This is a genomic window from Ruegeria sp. AL3 (assembly GCF_056536065.1).
In genome coordinates this window covers 2,441,160-2,459,225 of sequence record NZ_JBQFJG010000001.1, presented here as the reverse complement: position 1 = coordinate 2,459,225, position 18,066 = coordinate 2,441,160, and the positions used below count along the sequence as shown (strand labels likewise).

General features: G+C 57.0%; 15 protein-coding genes. 6 read left to right on the top strand and 9 right to left on the bottom strand.

The window, feature by feature from the left end:
* Positions 1-51: 51 nt before the first annotated feature.
* From ACR3E6_RS12410 to pyrH, 6 genes are all read right to left on the bottom strand, one after another.
* The gene (locus ACR3E6_RS12410) at positions 52-1,167 is read right to left on the bottom strand and encodes an NUDIX domain-containing protein (RefSeq protein WP_480487367.1); all 1,116 of its coding nucleotides are present in this window, start codon (positions 1,165-1,167) and stop codon (positions 52-54) included.
* A gap of 27 nt (positions 1,168-1,194) precedes the next feature.
* Complete coding sequence (locus ACR3E6_RS12405; RefSeq protein ID WP_171632910.1) at positions 1,195-1,635, bottom strand: TrgA family protein; 441 nt, start codon at positions 1,633-1,635, stop codon at positions 1,195-1,197.
* Between the two features lie 15 nt (positions 1,636-1,650).
* Positions 1,651-2,859, bottom strand: a complete 1,209-nt coding sequence (locus ACR3E6_RS12400) for a class I SAM-dependent methyltransferase (RefSeq protein ID WP_480487365.1) — start codon at positions 2,857-2,859, stop codon at positions 1,651-1,653.
* 69 nt (positions 2,860-2,928) lie between these two features.
* On the bottom strand, positions 2,929-4,353 hold the full coding sequence (locus tag ACR3E6_RS12395) for a cryptochrome/photolyase family protein (protein ID WP_480487363.1): 1,425 nt from the start codon (positions 4,351-4,353) through the stop codon (positions 2,929-2,931).
* Between the two features lie 50 nt (positions 4,354-4,403).
* Entirely contained in the window at positions 4,404-5,630 is a 1,227-nt protein-coding gene (locus ACR3E6_RS12390) for an aminotransferase class V-fold PLP-dependent enzyme (RefSeq protein ID WP_480487361.1), read from the bottom strand.
* A 264-nt stretch (positions 5,631-5,894) separates the two neighbouring features.
* Positions 5,895-6,647, bottom strand: coding sequence for a UMP kinase (gene pyrH, locus ACR3E6_RS12385; RefSeq protein ID WP_480487359.1), 753 nt, complete (start codon positions 6,645-6,647; stop codon positions 5,895-5,897).
* A gap of 97 nt (positions 6,648-6,744) precedes the next feature.
* Here pyrH and miaA point away from each other — a divergent pair, with 97 nt between their 5' ends.
* The 5 genes from miaA (at position 6,745) to ACR3E6_RS12360 (ending at position 14,499) form a co-directional block, all read left to right on the top strand.
* Positions 6,745-7,638 (top strand): tRNA (adenosine(37)-N6)-dimethylallyltransferase MiaA, encoded by an 894-nt coding sequence (gene miaA / locus ACR3E6_RS12380; protein WP_480487357.1) that lies wholly within the window; start codon positions 6,745-6,747, stop codon positions 7,636-7,638.
* Between the two features lie 355 nt (positions 7,639-7,993).
* Entirely contained in the window at positions 7,994-9,658 is a 1,665-nt protein-coding gene (locus ACR3E6_RS12375) for an ABC transporter substrate-binding protein (protein WP_171723401.1), read from the top strand.
* A 136-nt stretch (positions 9,659-9,794) separates the two neighbouring features.
* The gene (locus tag ACR3E6_RS12370) at positions 9,795-10,841 is read left to right on the top strand and encodes an ABC transporter permease (protein ID WP_152457770.1); all 1,047 of its coding nucleotides are present in this window, start codon (positions 9,795-9,797) and stop codon (positions 10,839-10,841) included.
* Between the two features lie 13 nt (positions 10,842-10,854).
* Entirely contained in the window at positions 10,855-12,318 is a 1,464-nt protein-coding gene (locus ACR3E6_RS12365) for an ABC transporter permease (protein ID WP_171723402.1), read from the top strand.
* A gap of 93 nt (positions 12,319-12,411) precedes the next feature.
* The gene (locus ACR3E6_RS12360) at positions 12,412-14,499 is read left to right on the top strand and encodes a dipeptide ABC transporter ATP-binding protein (RefSeq protein WP_480487355.1); all 2,088 of its coding nucleotides are present in this window, start codon (positions 12,412-12,414) and stop codon (positions 14,497-14,499) included.
* A gap of 119 nt (positions 14,500-14,618) precedes the next feature.
* On the opposite strand, the gene ACR3E6_RS12355 is transcribed toward ACR3E6_RS12360, so the two are convergent.
* The 3 genes from ACR3E6_RS12355 to ACR3E6_RS12345 form a co-directional block, all read right to left on the bottom strand.
* Entirely contained in the window at positions 14,619-15,605 is a 987-nt protein-coding gene (locus tag ACR3E6_RS12355) for an MBL fold metallo-hydrolase (protein ID WP_480487353.1), read from the bottom strand.
* Positions 15,606-15,735: 130 nt separating this feature from the next.
* On the bottom strand, positions 15,736-16,698 hold the full coding sequence (locus ACR3E6_RS12350; RefSeq protein ID WP_171632933.1) for a LuxR C-terminal-related transcriptional regulator: 963 nt from the start codon (positions 16,696-16,698) through the stop codon (positions 15,736-15,738).
* A 97-nt stretch (positions 16,699-16,795) separates the two neighbouring features.
* Positions 16,796-17,374, bottom strand: a complete 579-nt coding sequence (locus ACR3E6_RS12345) for a lytic transglycosylase domain-containing protein (protein ID WP_171632935.1) — start codon at positions 17,372-17,374, stop codon at positions 16,796-16,798.
* Between the two features lie 203 nt (positions 17,375-17,577).
* Here ACR3E6_RS12345 and ssb point away from each other — a divergent pair, with 203 nt between their 5' ends.
* On the top strand, positions 17,578-18,066 hold the full coding sequence (gene ssb / locus ACR3E6_RS12340) for a single-stranded DNA-binding protein (RefSeq protein ID WP_152457764.1): 489 nt from the start codon (positions 17,578-17,580) through the stop codon (positions 18,064-18,066).

Below are 18,066 nucleotides of genomic sequence, written 5' to 3'. Positions count from 1 at the left end.
TGGTATCTTCGAAGATTTACAGGCGCACTGCCGGGACCACAAGCGCGATAGTCACGCGCGCAAACGATCCCGATGGCGGGCCAGCCAGTAAGCCAGAGACACCAGCTGCAAATCCTTGAAAAGATGGCGGTCCGTCATATCAATGAATTCGTCGAATGGCAGAATTCGACTGCGGATATCTTCACCTTCTAATTCCAGTCCACCGGTGATGGTTGTCTGGGTCAAGTTGCCAAGCCCGACATAGAGATACGTGAAACCCGTAGATGACCCGCTGGAGGAATACGCCCCGCCCGCATATTCCAGCCTGTCAAATTGAACTCCGGCTTCCTCCATGGCTTCGCGATGTGCCGTCTGTTCCGGCGTTTCGCCGGGGTCGATCATCCCGGCAACCGCTTCCCAAAGCCAGGGCTCTGGATCATCGATCAAAAACACCGGCGGTCTGAACTGCTCGACCAAAAGCACGGTGTCGCGGATCGGGTCATAGGGCAGAACGGACACGGCGCTGCCCTGCATCAAACCGCCCCGGTGCAGCACCGGACCCATGCTGCCGTCATGCTGCCGGTGCTGAAGGTCTATTTCCTCCATCCCGAAATAGTCGACGTAAACGCGTTCGTGCCGGTGCACGATTACGTCTTCGGCTATGTTCCGTGGATCGCCGGTTCGCCGTTGCCTGGCCATGATCTTTGCCCAGGCACGGGTTTGAATGGCACGGACGCTGCGCGCCATGGTTTTGGGATCGACTTTTCCGAAATAGGCCATTTCTTCTTCGGCGGCGAGCGCCGTAACCTCGCCCAATTTGTCCGCCCAGCCCTGCAACGACCACAACTCACCGGGTTGCCACGCGCCCGGGGTCGGGAAAAAGACCTGCGCCTGTGCTTCGCCCCCGTCCTCCAGAATGACCGTCAACGATTTCAGGTCATAGTCGAAGGATCCTTCGTAATAAGCCAGTCTGGCCAGATCATCGGAGGACAGGCCCTGCACCAGCAGACCTTCGACAGCGGCGCCCTTGGCGGACAGGATCATCGGGAAATCCTGCCCCTGAACCGCGTGAACCGCGTGATCGCACAGCTTGGCAGCGTGAAACGTTATTTCGCTCAGCGGACGACCCAGGACACGCTGCAACAGCGGCAGATACCGCAACGTTCCATAGAAAAACAAATCAGACAAATTCAATCTCTCTTGTGACGAAACGATTCAGCGCCATTTGCGACTGGCCTGTTCCGTGGCCAGACCGGCGACAACGGCGCCTATTGCAAGCGTAACCAGAATTTCGGGATAGATCAGCTGCTTGCCATAATCGATACCGATCGAAAAAATCGCCATCACAGCTTCGAACGGGCCGCCATATCGATTGCGCATCGCAAGGTCGAACATGCGGTAGCACCCCTGCACGAACAGTGCCCAGAAAATCAGCGAAGCAACGCCGGTCAGGCCGTTGTTTATGCCCGCGGTCCAACCACGCCCAGCGCGCTTGCCCATGATTTTCCAACCACAGATCGCACCAAGAGCCATGTTCACATAGGTGAAGTAGCCATAGTCCTTACCCTCTTCGCCGTTTTCGATAACCATGCCTGAAACAAGAAAGGCCAGCACGACGAGACAAACAGCGGCGACGAGACGCGAGGCAGTGGGCATGTGACGGTCCGTGAGTTAACTTGGTTTTGCTATTGTGATCTGTGTCACATCGCAATTGCCCGTGTCAAAGGCCGCGCCGCACGCAGTCAAATAATAATTCCACATGCGGCGGAAACGCTCATCAAACCCCATGTCCGAGATCTGATCCCATTTGTCGTTGAACGTTTCATACCAACGGCGCAGAGTCAGATCATAGCTTTTCCCGAATTCCTTCGAATGCACGACTTTCAACCCGGCCTGATCGATCTGCTGACGCAGGATGGTCGGCGACGGTAGCATCCCGCCGGGAAAGATATATTTCTGAATGAAATCAACGCCGTTCTTGTAAAAATCCCAGCGATGATCACCCACCGTGATGATTTGCAAGGTTGCCTGGGCACCGGGCTTCAACCTCTCACGAACGGTTTCGAAATAGACCGGCCAGTATTTCTGACCCACGGCCTCGAACATTTCGATCGAAGCGATGCCGTCATAGACCCCGCGTTCGTCCCGATAGTCTTGCAGCTTGAATTCAACCCGATCTGATAGACCAGCTTTTTCAATACGTTCCTTGGCGTACTTGAATTGCTCCTCACTTATGGTCAGGCCGGTGATACGCAAACCTCGTTCCTTTGCGGCATATTCCGCGAAGCCGCCCCAGCCACATCCGATCTCCAGCACATGATCACCCGGTTTGGCACCCATCTCATCCACAAGACTTGCGTATTTGGCGATCTGGGCCTTCTCGAGGCTTTCCTGCCCAGACTCAAAAATCGCGCTGGAATAGGTCATCGTGTCATCCAGCCAAGAACTGTAAAATTCGTTACCCAGATCGTAGTGATACGAGATATTCTTCTTGGCTTGGGCCCTGTTGTTTCTGTGCAGCCAGAACCGCAGCCGTTCATAGGCCTGAACAAGAAACTGGCCCGTAAACCCGTCATAAACGGTCTCGGTTCCAAGATGCACAAGATCCATGAAAGATCGCAGATCGGGTGTACTCCAATGTCCGTCCAGATACGCATCGGAGAAACCCAGTTCTCCTTCGCGGATCAGGCGCGCAAAGACATCGTCGTCGTGAATATCGACCTGTGCCACCGGCCCGGCCTTTACGCCTTCTGCGCGAAACGTGCGACCGTCGGGTAGTCTGATATCAAGACGCCCGGTTTCCATCCGGTTCAACATTTTAAAGACCTGGGTAAAATATCTGGGCAGGTCTTTTTGCCCTTCGGTCGTCGTCAGGATCATCCGCTCTCCCCTCTGCGGTACGCCCACAAAGCTAGGCGGCGAAATTGTTTCTGGCAAGTTTTCAGTTCCTTAGTGGGGTTTTCGGCTTTCATATGCGCGTAACGCGCGGGTCCGCCCTTCGGGCAATTCGACTATGGGTTTGGGGTAATCCGCATCCGGACGCAGCCCCCATGAACGCGGGACGGCATCAAAATACGACAAAGCGGATTGACTGGGTTCGGTGTAACCTTCAGCGATCCAGCGACGCGTATAATTCCCGTCAGGATCGAATTTTTCGGCTTGCGTCTGGGGATTGAAAATCCGAAAAAACGGGGATGCATCGGGCCCAGATCCAGCAACCCACTGCCAGCCCATGGCATTGCAGGCCGGATCCCAGTCGATCAGGCAATCCTCGAACCATGTCATCCCTATTTTCCAATGAGTCATCAGGTGCTTGGTCAGATAGCTTGCGACAATCATCCTCGCCCGGTTGTGCATTCGACCCGTCACATACATTTGCCGCAGCCCGGCATCGACAACAGGTATTCCAGTTCTGGCCTGCCGCCACGCAGTGACTTCGGGATGGTCCGGATCAGTATTCCAGGGAAAACTGTCCCATTCCGGCTTCCAGTTGGAAGCCACCAGTTGGGGCGTGTGATACATCAGGTGATAGGCAAACTCGCGCCAGACGAGTTGACGTAGATAGGCATCGGCACCGGGTGTACCGGTCAATGCGGCCCTTTGGACCATATGCCAGACTGTACGCGGCCCAATTTCACCCAAAGACAGGTATTCCGACAGATTGGACGTTCCGTCCTGATCCAACCTGTCCCGGTTGTTGGAATAGTGAGAAATTCGCTCAAGAAACGCCTCTAGATGATCCAGAGCGGACTGTTCGCCGGGTTTTACATGAGGGCGAACGACGGCCGCGCCCCTGTTCATGGCATTCCCCATCTGCCAATCGCTCAATTTGTCAGAAGCGGGCCACGACACCGGGGCCTGCAAATCGGCAACCCGCGCATTGGGAAATTGTACATCCCGCCCCTGAACCGCACGCCACATGGGTGTGTAGACCCTGAATGGATGCCCCGACTTGGTGGCGACGGTCCAGGGTTCGAAAAGAAGATGCCCGGCAAATGACTTTGCCGTCACTCCTTCTTTTGTAAGCACAGACTTGATCTTCCTGTCACGTTCGATTGAGGCCGGATCGTAAGCGCGGGACCAGAAGACGGAGGTTGCGCCGGTCTCGGCCACAACCTGCTGCACCTGTTCAAGCGCGTCGCCGCGTCGGAAAATAAGTCGGCTGCCCATATCGGCCAGTGACGCTTTGAAAGCCTCCAACCCCAAGCCCAACCGCCACTTCGGCGCGGCCCCCATCTGTTCGACCAGATGGTCATGAATAAACAAAGGTATGACCGGACGGCCACTTTCGGCCGCCGCAGTCAACGCGGGGTGGTCCGACAGACGCAAGTCCTGTCGAAACCACAAAATGATCGGAGCCTGCTGTTGCTTCACAATACGCCCTTGAGGTTTTTTGATTTCTACGCACCCTCAAGAGTAGTGGATCACAAAACGCGCTCAAGAGCCTCCAATAGCTGATCAACTTCCTGCTTCGTGGTGTAATGGGTGAAGCTGACCCTCAAAACACCCTGCGCCGGGTCGACGCCCATCGCCTGCAAGGGGCGCACCGCATAGAAGTCTCCGCCACCCGCCATGACACCGTATTGCGCCAGTTCCGCCGCAACCGGTTCAGCCGGACGGTTCAACGAAAGCGCAACGGTGGGTGCGCGCCGGCTGGCGTCGGAAGGACCGATCAGACGCACCGCGTTTCGATCCTTTACCGCATCCAGAACCGGTTGCAGCAACGACACTTCGTGCGAACGCATCAGATCGTGGGCAAATACGCCCTGTTCTGCCGCACCCGTGTCGGGCCCGCCGTGGTGGGCGCAAAGCATCTCAACATAGTCCGCCATACCTGCACTGGCCGCAATCTGCGCGTGATCGGGGCCAGCGGGGGTAAATCGTTTATACAGGACATCGCCGTTGAAATAATGCGCCTGGTTGGGCAACAGCTCTCCCAATGTGCGGCGGATGACCATGCACCCCTGATGCGGGCCATAGGTCTTGTACGCAGAAAACAAATAGATATCCGGCCCCAAATCGCCAACATTCGGAAATCCGTGCGGGGCGTAGGATACGCCATCAACGCAGACAAACGCACCCGCCGCATGCGCAATGGCAGTGATCTCGGTGACCGGATTGATCTCACCAACCACATTAGAGCAATGCGGGAAACAGACCAGACGCACTTTTTCGTCCAGCATGTTTTCAAGATCCTGAGGGTTCAGCGACCCGGTTTCCGGATCAATCTGCCATTCCCTCACCTCTATCCCGGCCTCAGCCAGACGACGCCACGGACCAGAGTTGGCTTCGTGATCCTGATTGGTCACGACGATCGCCTCGCCGGGCTTCATCCATTGCCGGAACGCCTGCGCCAGGACATAGGTTTTCTGGGTGGTTGAGGGGCCAAAACTCAGCTCATCCGTGTCTACGCCCAGAATGGCGGCCATGCGCGCACGCGCTTCGTCCATTTCGGCGCCCGCAAGGCGGCTGGCCTCATATGGGGCGTAAGGCTGCACCTTGCGCTGCGTGTAGAACCGCGTCAGCCGGTCGATCACCGGTTTGCAGGTGTAAGACCCACCCGCGTTCTCGAAAAACGCCTGGCCCTGAAGGCTGGGTTCGGAAAAGGCCGGGAATTGCGCCCGAACGAAATCGATATCCAGAGAGCTCATGCCTCATTGCTCCTTAGTTGTGCAGTCAGATCAATGAGATGCCCGCGCATGTTTCCGGACACCTCAGAAATCATGGCAGGTCTTCCAGCCCAGCCTGTGCTTGGGCCTTTGGCCGACGAAACACGGGGCAGCCCTTCGCCTTGGAAGGACACCGATACTTAGACAGGGCCGCCCACAACCGTCAAGCGAAAGCAAAACGCAAAAGCCCCGGCGCGATGCCGGGGCTTTGAAAGCTTGCAGAGCTGTCGGGCGCTTACGCAGACCTCACCCCTGAACCTTGGTATAGATCCCCTCGCCCGCGAGAATTCCGCGGAAGCCGCCGGGCTCATCAAGTCCGAAGACGATCAGGGGCAGATTGTTGTCGCGCGCCAGTGCGATGGCCGAAGCATCCATGACACGCAACCGTTTGGCCAACACGTCATCATAGGTCACGGTATCATACCGCACGGCGTCAGCATGTTCCGCAGGGTCTTTGTCATACACCCCATCCACTCCGTTCTTGCCCATGAAGATCGCCTCGCACGCCATTTCGTTGGCGCGCAGGGTGGCTGCGGTGTCTGTCGTGAAATACGGGTTGCCAGTACCGGCGGCGAAAATACAGACCCGCTTTTTTTCGAGGTGCCGAACAGCCCGGCGGCGGATATAGGGTTCGCACACCTCGTCCATGCGAATGGCCGATATCACGCGGGTGAACACTCCGATCTCTTCCAGTGCGGATTGCATCCCCAGCGCGTTCATCACCGTGGCCAACATGCCCATATAATCCGCCGTTGTCCGTTCCATGCCCTGGGCTGAACCGCTCAGGCCGCGAAAAATGTTTCCACCGCCGATGACCATGCAAATCTCAACGCCCAGATCGTGAACCGATTTCACTTCTTGCGCGATGCGTTGAACTGTTGGTGGGTGCAAGCCGAATCCCTGATCCCCCATCAATGCTTCGCCTGAGATTTTCAACATGACCCGATTGTACTTTGTTTTCGGGGTCTCGGCTGTTTCAGAAGAAGGGGAAAGGCTCATGTTGCGCTCCGGGCTGGCACGGGGTTAATTTCCGGCGCAAAATGAAGCAAAAGCTCCGCAGGTTCAATGCGGTTGGTGAGGATAGAGGCAACCGCGCATGACCCGGCGATCAACAGACCTGCTTTTTCGGCAACTGCCGCCTGTTCCGGACGACAAGCCGGTTCTGATCGCGGGGCCCACGGCGTCCGGGAAATCAGCACTGGCGCTGGAGATCGCCGAACGCCATGGCGGGGTTATCGTCAATGCGGATGCGAGTCAGGTTTATGACTGCTGGCGCGTCATCTCGGCCCGGCCGTCCGCCCAGGAAGAAGCCCGCGCGCCGCATCTGTTGTACGGGCACGTCGCCTATGATCAGGATTATTCTACCGGCCATTGGCTGCGAGAGGTTCTGCCTCTGTTAACGGGGCACCAGCGCCCGATCATTGTCGGTGGGACCGGATTGTATTTCTCGGCCCTGACCGAAGGCATGGCCCAAATTCCTGCGACGCCACCCGAAGTTCGGGCCGAGGCCGATCAGATGCCCATGGTAGACCTTCTGGAGGGGGTCGATGCAGACACGCTTGCAAAGCTGGACATACACAACCGTGCCCGCGTGCAACGCGCATGGGAGGTGCAGCGCGCCACAGGTCGCAGCCTGTTGTCGTGGCAAGCCGAAACGCCCCCACCGGCACTTCGGCTGAACGAGACCCTGCCGATCGTTTTTGACGTTGATAAAGCATGGCTGCTGAACAGGATAGAACGCCGCTTTGACCAGATGCTGGAACAGGGCGCGATCGAGGAAGTGCGTGCCATGCAGGACCGGTTCGATCCCACCCTTCCGTCCTGCAAGGCCATAGGCGTGCCGGAACTCAGGGCATATCTGGACGGCGCGATGACTTTGGATCAGGCGCGCGAGCGCGCAACCATTGCGACGCGTCAATTCGCAAAGCGTCAACGCACCTGGTTTCGCGCCCGAATGAAGGCCTGGAATCACATCGATCCCACTAGGTGATACCCGGCACGTCTGACATTGCACAAGCAAGATGCCCCGCCAGCTCTCGAAGCTTACGAGAACTTAATGATTTACTGCGGTTTCCCTTAACAAACCAAGAAAACAATGGGTAAGTCGGCATCGTTTTGGGCTGCTGGAAGAAATGCGTCTTCACGACTTCAACGGATCGCGAATGTCGTTTTTGTACTACTTATGACGATTTCGAACATTGACCTTATCAGAAATCTGGTGCCGAATAACGACATGGGGATGAACAGAGTCCAAGAAACAAAATCCTTCACTCTGGCGACCGTAAGAAACCGGGTCGCGTAGAGCCATAATCAATCAACAAAATCAGTGTCACAGGGAGACATCCATGACGAATACCGTATCCACCGAAGACAAGGTGCACTGGGCGGCAGCGATGCACGCTCAGGAATACCGCGACGGCAAGCTAAGCCGAAGGGAATTCATGACGCGCGCAACCAGTCTTGGGGTTACTGCCGCAGCTGCCTATGGCATGATCGGATTGCCGACACCTGCTTTGGCCGAAACAGCAAAGCAGGAAGGCGGCACGCTGCGTGTCCAGCAGGAAGTCCGCGCCCTCAAAGATCCCAGAACTTATGACTGGTCGCAGATCGCAAACGTGACGCGCGGCACGCTGGAATATCTGGTCGAGTACAACTCGGACGGATCGTTCCGTGGCATGCTGCTGGAAAGCTGGGAAGTCAACGATGACGCAACCGAATACACTCTGAATGTCCGTCCGGGCGTCAAGTGGAACAACGGCGACGATTTCACGGCTGACGACGTTGCCCGCAACATTGCGCGCTGGTGCGACAAGAGCTCGGAAACCAACTCGATGGCGGGCCGCTTTGCAACCCTGATCGACGCGGATACCGGTCAGGCCGGTGAGGGTGTCATCGAAGTCGTCGACGCAACCACGGTCAAACTGAACCTGCCAAAGCCGGATATCACCCTTATTCCGGGCATGGCCGACTATCCCGGCGCGATTGTTCATAGCTCGTTCAGCGAGACTGACCTGCTGAACAATGTTGGAACCGGCCCCTATCTGATGGACGAACTTGAGGTTGGCGTAAAAGCCGTTCTGGTTCGCAACCCGGATCACACCTGGTGGGGTGAAGAAGTGTACGGCCGCCCTGCTCTGGACCGTATCGAGTACATCGACTACGGAACCGACCCTTCTGCCTGGTTGGCGGCGCTGGAATCCGACGAAGTCGACATGCTGTATGAATCGGTGGGTGAATTCATCGACGTGATGGACGGGCTTGGCTATGTGAAGTCAGAAGTGGTAACCGCCGCGACCATCGTTATTCGTCCCAACCAGCTGGCCGAGATCGACGGGCAAAAGCCTTATGCGGACAAACGTGTCCGGCAGGCCCTTCAGATGGCCGTAGACAATTCCGTTTGTCTGGAACTGGGCTATGGCGGTCGCGGAGCGCCGGCGGAAAACCATCACGTAGCACCGTTGCATCCGGAATATGCCGAGCTTCCACCGCAAAAGGTTGATCCCGCGGCAGCCAAGGCGCTGATGGACGAAGCCGGTTTTGGAGATTTCGAGCACGAGATCATCTCGATCGACGATGACTGGCGCCGCAACACCACAGATGCCGTTGCCGCGCAGCTGCGCGATGCCGGAATCAAGGTCAAGCGGACCGTTCTGCCGGGCAATACCTTCTGGAACGACTGGGCCAAGTACCCGTTCAGCTCGACCAACTGGAACCCGCGTCCGTTGGGTGTTCAGATTTGGGCGCTTGCTTATCGTACGGGCGAAGCCTGGAACGAGTTCGGCTATGCGAGCCCCGAGTTTGACGCCATTCTGGAAGAGGCGCTGGCCATTGCCGACGCGGACAAGCGTCGCGAAGTCATGGCGCGTGGCGAAGCACTGCTTCAGGAAGATGGGGTTACTATTCAGCCCTATTGGCGCTCGCTCTATCGCCACATGAAAGAGGGTCTTGTTGGAACCGACATGCATGTGACCTTCGAACACCATCACTACAAGTGGGGCTGGGCTGCCTAAGCACTGCAATACACACACGAGGGGCGCCTGACACGGGCGCCCCTTTCCAGCCGCAGACTTGCCGACGCGGGGTCGGACGTCCGAGGCCAGAAAATGGTCCAATGATCTGCGGAATACCTGAACAACAGGGGCCACCATGGGACTATTCATCCTACGACGGTTCGGAGTGATGCTGCTTACGGCATTATGTCTGACATTCGTCGTCTTTTTCCTGACCAACCTATACCCGAACCTTGAAAAGCTGGCGAAAACGCAGGGCAACCAGCGTATGTCGGATGAGCAGGTCGAAGCCTGGTTGGAAAACCGCGGCTACTTGCAGCCGACACTCGTTAAATACGGCCAATGGTTGGGCGTGATGCCCGGGTTCCAGAATACACTGGAAGATGGCCAGTTCGTGGGAACCTGCACAAGACCCGGTTCGACTGCAGAGGACACGGCAAGATATTGTGGTGTTCTTCAGGGCGATTGGGGATACTCAACCGTTTTCAAGGAAGAAGTCGGAACCATCGTTGGCAAGCGCTTGGGCAACACAGGTTACCTGATGTTCTGGGTTTTGGTCCTGATGGTGCCTTCCGCCCTGATCGTTGGTGTACTGGCCGGGATGCGAGAGGGATCAGCCCTGGATCGATCATTGTCGACCTTCTCAATCATCACGACAGCGACACCGGAATACGTATCGGGCGTTATCTTCATCGCGATCTTCACCTCGTCCACCGTGGGGCTGAAATGGTTCAAGGGAACCGCGACGCAAGCGATGGAGAACCCGACATTCGAAAACTTCTTCCTGCCGGTTCTTACCATTGCGCTGTACGGTATGGGCTATATCGCCCGGATGACCCGCGCTTCGATGACCGAAGTGATGACGGCGCAATACATCCGGACCGCACGGCTGAAGGGTGTCTCGTTCCCGAACATCGTCATGAAACACGCCTTGCGCAACGCGTTGATCGCGCCGTTCACGGTTATCATGCTGCAGTTCCCATGGCTGCTGAACGGCGTGGTGATTGTTGAAACCCTGTTCAACTACAAGGGTTTCGGCTGGGCGCTGGTTCAGGCCGCTGGCAACAACGACATTCAGCTTCTGCTGGCGATCTCGGTCGTGTCGGTCTTCGTGGTTCTGATAACGCAGCTGATTTCGGATATCGGCTACGTTTACCTCAACCCGCGCATTCGCATTTCATAAGGAGGGTGAGATTATGGAACCACTAACCTGGACCGGCTCTATCGCCTTCCTGAACCCACTGCTGATGATCGCACTGGCAGCACTTTTCCTGTCGATCCTGGTCTGGATCATCGCCAGTATCTTTTTGCCTGAACAGCAGATTGTCGTGAACCCGGATGGATCCGTCAGTTCTGGCGGCGGTGTCCGTGGATTGATCCAGCTTGCGCTGCACTACAGTTTCCTTGCCAGCGTGGGATTGGCCGTGGCTTATCTGGTGCTGGGCATCCTGATGGGCACTGGCGCAGGGATCATCGGCGCAATTTCCCAGCAATTCCTGCCAGTATGGGTCGCGCTGATCATCATGTTCGCCATGTCCATCGCCTTCAAACGACGGTTGGGGTTGTACGGCAAACTGTATGACAGTCCCATCGGAATGATCGGCTTTGGCCTTGTGATGTTTTGGGTCTTTACTGGCATCTTCGGCGCTCTTGATCTGATCGTGACCCATGACCCGCTGACACAGATCTCTGGCATGAAGAACAAAGTGCCGGGAACGCCTCTGCCAAATCTGGAGGACGGCGAGTATGCCTGGTATCTTCTGGGCGGTGACAATCTGGCGCGTGACGTATTCAGCCGGATGGTCAAGGGGGCCTGGGTTGTGGTGCAAATTGCACCGCTGGCAACGATGTTCGCCTTCATGGTCGGCATTACGCTGGGGCTTCCCGCCGGTTACTATGGGGGCCGTTTTGATACATTCCTGTCCTTCCTCGCCAACCTGATCCTCGCCTTCCCGGTGATCCTGCTGTTCTACCTGCTGGTGACACCGGAGATCGTGGCGACCGGGGTGCCGAACTACATGGCGGCCGTACTGTTCGTGTTCCCGATCCTGTTCATCGGCGTATTGCTGAATTCACGCTATTACACGCGCCCGAATTTCCGTACGCCGTTGCTGATCGGTGTTCTGGGTGTTGCGATCTGGCTGTATCTGTCGCTGATTTCGACCGGTGGCTACATCATCAACACCGACGCCTACCGGATCTGGGGCCTGCCGACCTATCTGGACCTGTTCGATATCCCCGGCGGTATTCTGGTGGTGTTCGTCTCGGTGGTCTTCGTCAACTCGCCCACGGTCTTCCGTATCGTGCGCGGCCTGGCGCTGGATATCAAAACCCGAGATTACGTGGCTGCAGCCCAGACACGCGGCGAGGGGCCGTGGTACATCATGCTTTGGGAAATCCTGCCCAACGCACGCGGCCCCCTGATCGTCGATTTCTGTCTGCGCATCGGTTACACCACCATTCTTCTGGGGACTTTGGGCTTCTTCGGACTGGGCCTTCCGCCGGAAAGCCCGGACTGGGGATCCACGATCAACGAGGGGCGCAAGCTGCTGTCGATCTACCTGCACCCTGCCCTTCCTCCTGCCTTTGCACTGCTGTCGCTGGTTCTTGGTCTGAACCTGCTGGCTGACGGTCTTCGCGAGGAAAGCCTGAAGGACTGATGTGATCGAGGCCGGGGGGCCAGCCCCCCGGACCCCCCGGGATATTTTTGGCCAGATGAAGGGGATCCCCGCATTTGGTGAGGAGTAAGCAAAATGAGCAAAATGGCGGATTATGACGGCCCGATCCTGGAGATCGACAAGCTGTCCATCTCATTCTTTACCCGCCTGCGGGAAATCCCCGCCGTTATGGATTTCTCGGTCAGCGTAGAGCCCGGTGAAGCCGTGGGGCTGGTTGGTGAATCCGGTTGTGGCAAATCAACCGTGGCACTGGGCGTTATGCAGGATCTTGGCAAGAACGGTCGCATCGTCGGAGGCACGATAAAGTTCAAGGGCCGCGATCTGGCAGAGATGTCGGCCGAAGAACTGCGCGACATTCGCGGCAATGAAATCGCGATGATCTATCAGGAGCCGATGGCATCGCTGAATCCGGCGATGAAGATCGGCAAACAATTGATGGAAGTGCCGATGATCCACGAGGGGGTAAGTCAGGAAGAGGCTTATTCCCGTGCGCTGGAAGTGGTGACGGACGTTCGCCTGCCAGACCCCGAACGGATGTTGAATTCGTTTCCGCACCAACTGTCGGGTGGTCAGCAGCAGCGGATCGTGATTGCGATGGCGCTGATGTCGAAACCGGCGCTGTTGATCCTGGACGAGCCGACAACGGCTTTGGACGTGACCGTCGAGGCCGCCGTGGTTGAACTGGTCAAGGATCTGGGCAAGAAATACGGCACCTCGATGTTGTTCATCTCGCACAATCTCGGGCTGGTTCTGGAAACCTGCGACCGTCTGTGCGTGATGTATTCGGGTGAAGCGGTCGAGCGCGGCTCGATCAAGGATGTGTTCGACGAGATGCAGCACCCTTATACACAGGCGCTGTTCCGTTCGATCCCGCTGCCGGGGGCTGACAAGAACACGCGTCCGCTGGTGGCTATTCCGGGGAACTTCCCATTGCCCCACGAGCGGCCTCCGGGTTGCAACTTCGGACCGCGCTGCGACTATTTCGAAGAGGGGCGCTGTGACGCGAAGGAAATCCTGATGGAGGCCGTTCCTGGAAATGACCGGCACCACACCCGCTGCCTTAAATTCCAGGAAATCGACTGGAACGCCCCACTTGCGCTGGCCGATCAGAAAGAAAAGGGTGAGATTGGCCGAACGGTTCTGAAAATGGACAACCTCAAGAAATATTACGAGGTTGCGGCAAATGCCTTGTTTGGCGGCGGTGAGAAGAAGGTTGTGAAGGCCAACGAAACGCTCAGCTTCGAGGCGCACGAATCCGAGACACTGGCCATCGTGGGGGAATCCGGCTGCGGCAAGTCCACCTTCGCCAAGGTGCTTATGGGATTGGAGACGGCCACAGACGGGCAGATCCTGCTGGACAACCGCAACATCGAACAGGTGCCCATCGAAGAACGCGATGCCAAGACGATCGGCGAAGTTCAGATGGTTTTCCAGAACCCGTTCGACACGCTGAATCCGTCGATGACCGTTGGCCGTCAGATCATCCGGGCGCTTGAAATCTTTGGTGTCGGAAACTCTGAGGCCGAGCGCAAGAAGCGGATGCTGGAACTGCTTGATCTGGTGAAGCTGCCGCGCGCCTTCGCGGACAGAATGCCGCGACAGCTGTCGGGTGGTCAGAAACAGCGCGTGGGTATCGCACGCGCCTTTGCCGGCGATGCACGTATCGTTGTGGCGGACGAACCCGTCTCGGCGCTGGATGTGTCGGTTCAGGCCGCCGTGACGGATCTTTTAATGGAGATTCAGCGAGAGCACAAAACCACGCTGCTGTTCATCAGCCACGACCTGTCTATCGTGCGTTACCTGAGCGACCGGGTCATGGTGATGTATCTGGGCCATGTTGTGGAATTGGGCACCACGGATCAGGTCTTTGCCCCGCCCTATCACCCCTATACCGAGGCGCTGCTGAGCGCGGTTCCGATTGCGGATACCTCGATCGAAAAGCAGCATATCGTTCTGGAAGGCGATATTCCCTCGGCCATGAACCCGCCACCAGGCTGTCCGTTCCAGACGCGTTGCCGATGGAAATCCGAGGTGCCTGACGGTCGGTGCGAATCCCACGTGCCGCCGGTGCAGACGCTGGCGGATGGCCACCAGATCAAATGCCACCTGGCCGAAGATATTCTGGCCCGGATGGAGCCGGTGATCAAAGTCGCGGCGGAGTAAACCCGTTTCTGAACCTTGAGAAAGGGCCGGTCAGGAACCGGCCCTTTCTATTGGCGCCGCGGTTCGTGGGGAGACAGGCGGCGCTTGGGAGTGGCGTGAGTGGCGACCCCGGTAATTCGTCAGCCGGTCATGACGTTGTTGCCGAAATGCATGAATTCCTGGTTCATTCCTGCAATGCCACCGGCTTCAAGCAGAAGGCTGGCACTGTCGAGCATCTTGTAGCTCTGCTGAGCTTTCACCCAGTCGTCGGCAGATTGCAGAGTGGTCAGCGTGTAGGATGTGACCTCATTCAGGTAATGTGTGGGGATGATCACCTTGGGCTGGAGCTTGGATACGATGTCGTTGCCCTGATCGAAGCTGAGGATATGTTCCGAGCCATCAACCGGCAGCGTCAGAACATCCACCCGACCGATCGCGTCCCAGAACTCCTGTGGCGGGTTGTGGCGGTTGTCGCCCCAGATCAGCGTTCGAATGCCGCCGGTCTCGACCAGATAGACGACCATATCCATGTGGCCCACGTTGTTCGGCGGGCAGGCTTCCACACCGAACTCGGCCAGCGCATTGGTCCAGTCATACCATCCGGGCGCGACACAGGCGTGCTTGTCGGCAAAACCGGTGATCATGATGTCTGCAAACTCGAAATTGCCCACCATGCGATCCAGCACCATGGTCGAACTTGGGCGTTCAATCGCATCGTGATCAAAATGGGCATGGGTCGACAGGGTGATATCCACCGGGATTTGCGGGAATTCGTTGCGGAACCAAAGCCCCCAAGCGCCCGACGGATCATCGCGCCAGGGATCAAACAGCACTGTTGCGCCATTGGGCGAGGTGATCTTGATCGCACAATGACCATAATAGTCGATGCCAACCGTCCCGGTGCTGGCCTGACCCGTTGCGCCTTGCAGATCTATCACGTGATTGTTGTTGCCCGGCTGTAGCCACGCCTGAGACTGCGCCTGAGCCGGTCTTGCGCCCAGTACGGAAGCAGTCGCACCGACACCGGCAGCCCCCGCCGCCATAAAGAACGACCGGCGAGACAGCCCCGGCGCCAAATGATCCTTGTCCCCGTTCAGGATGGTTGGTTTCAGATCTTTGCGATCCATTTTTGTGTACCTCTCTGTTGGACATATGCAGGTTTTCCACACGTCCCAATCAAAGGTAACAAGCCAAGGCATCTTGGCTCAGACCGAAAAAATGTGGGCGGAATATGGGGGAAAACCCCATATTCCGTGTTCACGAAATCGAGAGCAAATGACTGCGCAGGTTCTTGCTGCGCCCTTCAAGGCCCAGCTTGCGGCGGATGTTGTTGCGGTGAAAATCGATTGTCGATGTTTCTCGGGACAGGGCCTTGGCGATGTCCTTGGTTGTTTTTCCAAACATGACCATCTGCGCAATCTCGATCTCCGTCGGGGTCATTGCTGCAAACGCATCCGTCAGTTTGTCCGACAATGAAGACGTGATCTCGTTCAGGTTCTTCTCGGCCAACTCAAGATAGACATACTGCGCTTCGTCCCCGGAAAGCTGCGTTCGAACCTTTTCCAGATAGGGCAGAACTCGGCCGCGCACCTGTTCGACAATTTCGTGATCGCGGTTTTTGCGTTCGTCATCCAGACTGGACAGCAGAACGCGAAGCGCCGTGTTGGTTTCCTGCAATTCACGGGTACGATCTGCGACACGGGTTTCAAGCTGCGCCAATGTTTCGTTGAGTTTCTCTTCCAGCGCGCGGCGCAGGTAAACCTCTTGCAACAAAGCCAAATCCGACTCGACCATGCGTGCGAACTGCGCCAACCCTTCGCGGAACAACAAGGCACGCCGGTTCTGCTTTCGATCCAGAACACAAATCGTTCCGAACACCGATCCATCGGGCCATTTCAGCGGCAGGCCGATGTAAAATGTCATCCCATGTTCCAGATCGTCATTGTCGGCCCAATCCGGATCGCAGGCTGCATCCTCAACCACCAGTTCTCCGTCCCGTTGCAATACGCCCTGACAATAAAGTTTGGGATTCAACTGGAAACTCAAACCAACCGGATACGGGTTTTCGGGATGATCCGAGGTGATCAGCACCGCGTGATCCGGTGCGTCGGTTTTCATGATCAGGCTTGCGGGCACATCCGCCAATTCCGCGACCAGATCAACCAGTTGCTGCCAGTTAACCAGCGTTTCTTGCGGGATCTCAGGGTGGTCAACAGGCATCAGGCGGCCTCACCAGTTGCTGGACGATACCCTTTCAGGTTAGTTGGACTGGTTGCGTCGGATCAAGAACCGGACGTTCTGCGTCGCGGCATAGGGTTTAACCGCCCCAGATAACCTTCACGTAGTTCTGGGTTTCCTTGTATGGCGGTATGCCGCCATGCTTTTCCACCGCTTTTGGGCCAGCATTGTAGGCGGCCAAAGCCAGTGGCCAGGATTTGAACTTGCGATACTGCCAGGACAGGTATCTGGCCCCACCTTCGAGATTCTGCTTGGGGTCATGCGGGTTGACCCCCAAAAGCTCGGCGGTCTGAGGCATCAATTGCGCCAATCCCAGAGCACCCTTGTGAGACTTCGCGTGCGGGTTCCATCCGCTTTCCTGCTGAACAAGGCGCAGGAACAAGTCTTCGGGAATGTTGTGAAGGCGGGCAGCCTGTTTCGCCAGATCCAGATACTGGCCGCGATACTTGCCAGTATATCGCTTGCCGGTATGCGTACGGGATGTCTTGGGTTTCAACCGCGCGGAGTCGCGATACTGCGTCGCCGCACGGGAATCCAGAATCTTCGACTGCTTGAGGAAGATATCCTTGCGGCTTTTGGTAGACAGAGTTTGCGCCTGCACAGGCAAAACGGCCAGCACAAGGCAGACAACAGAAAACCCAGCAACCCAAGAACGCATCAATGCCTATCCTGCTCGATAAGAAACCAGTCGGATTATAGGTATTCCCACAAAAAATGAAAGCTTGGTAAAGACCAAAGTAAGACTCTTGCCCAACACTGTTGTATCTACTGTTTTCATCCATGATGCAGGCCGTATAGGGTCTCACGAAACAAGTCGCGCCAGATTCGGCGCACATACGCGAAAACAGAACGAGGAATTACATGGCGGGTTCAGTCAACAAGGTCATTCTGGTCGGAAATCTTGGCCGCGACCCCGAGGTCCGGTCGTTCCAGAACGGCGGAAAGGTTTGCAATCTGCGCATTGCCACGTCAGAGAACTGGAAAGACCGCAACACGGGCGAACGCCGCGAACGCACGGAATGGCACTCGGTCGCAATCTTCTCGGAACCGCTGGCCCGTATTGCAGAGCAATACCTGCGCAAAGGCAGCAAGGTTTATATCGAAGGCCAGCTGGAAACCCGAAAATGGCAGGATCAGTCCGGGCAAGACCGTTATACAACCGAGGTTGTTCTGCGCCCCTACCGCGGTGAATTGACCTTGCTCGACAGCCGCGGCGAAGGCGGCGGCAGCGGCGGTGGTTACGGCGGCGGCCAAGCCGGTGGCAGCGGGTACGGAGATCCTTACGGCGGTCCGTCCAGTTCCCCGGCACCGGCATCGGGTGGAATCGACGACGACGAGATTCCGTTCTAG

What these genes read in the sequence shown, in the direction of transcription:
- ssb (WP_152457764.1), top strand. Translation starts at nt 17,578, where the DNA reads ATGGCGGGTTCAGTCAACAAGGTCATTCTGGTCGGAAATCTTGGCCGC.
- ACR3E6_RS12345 (WP_171632935.1), bottom strand. Translation starts at nt 17,374, where the DNA reads ATGCGTTCTTGGGTTGCTGGGTTTTCTGTTGTCTGCCTTGTGCTGGCC.
- ACR3E6_RS12400 (WP_480487365.1), bottom strand. Translation starts at nt 2,859, where the DNA reads ATGATCCTGACGACGACCGAAGGGCAAAAAGACCTGCCCAGATATTTT.
- ACR3E6_RS12360 (WP_480487355.1), top strand. Translation starts at nt 12,412, where the DNA reads ATGAGCAAAATGGCGGATTATGACGGCCCGATCCTGGAGATCGACAAG.
- pyrH (WP_480487359.1), bottom strand. Translation starts at nt 6,647, where the DNA reads ATGAGCCTTTCCCCTTCTTCTGAAACAGCCGAGACCCCGAAAACAAAG.
- ACR3E6_RS12365 (WP_171723402.1), top strand. Translation starts at nt 10,855, where the DNA reads ATGGAACCACTAACCTGGACCGGCTCTATCGCCTTCCTGAACCCACTG.
- ACR3E6_RS12405 (WP_171632910.1), bottom strand. Translation starts at nt 1,635, where the DNA reads ATGCCCACTGCCTCGCGTCTCGTCGCCGCTGTTTGTCTCGTCGTGCTG.
- miaA (WP_480487357.1), top strand. Translation starts at nt 6,745, where the DNA reads ATGACCCGGCGATCAACAGACCTGCTTTTTCGGCAACTGCCGCCTGTT.
- ACR3E6_RS12350 (WP_171632933.1), bottom strand. Translation starts at nt 16,698, where the DNA reads ATGCCTGTTGACCACCCTGAGATCCCGCAAGAAACGCTGGTTAACTGG.
- ACR3E6_RS12370 (WP_152457770.1), top strand. Translation starts at nt 9,795, where the DNA reads ATGGGACTATTCATCCTACGACGGTTCGGAGTGATGCTGCTTACGGCA.
- ACR3E6_RS12390 (WP_480487361.1), bottom strand. Translation starts at nt 5,630, where the DNA reads ATGAGCTCTCTGGATATCGATTTCGTTCGGGCGCAATTCCCGGCCTTT.
- ACR3E6_RS12375 (WP_171723401.1), top strand. Translation starts at nt 7,994, where the DNA reads ATGACGAATACCGTATCCACCGAAGACAAGGTGCACTGGGCGGCAGCG.
- ACR3E6_RS12355 (WP_480487353.1), bottom strand. Translation starts at nt 15,605, where the DNA reads ATGGATCGCAAAGATCTGAAACCAACCATCCTGAACGGGGACAAGGAT.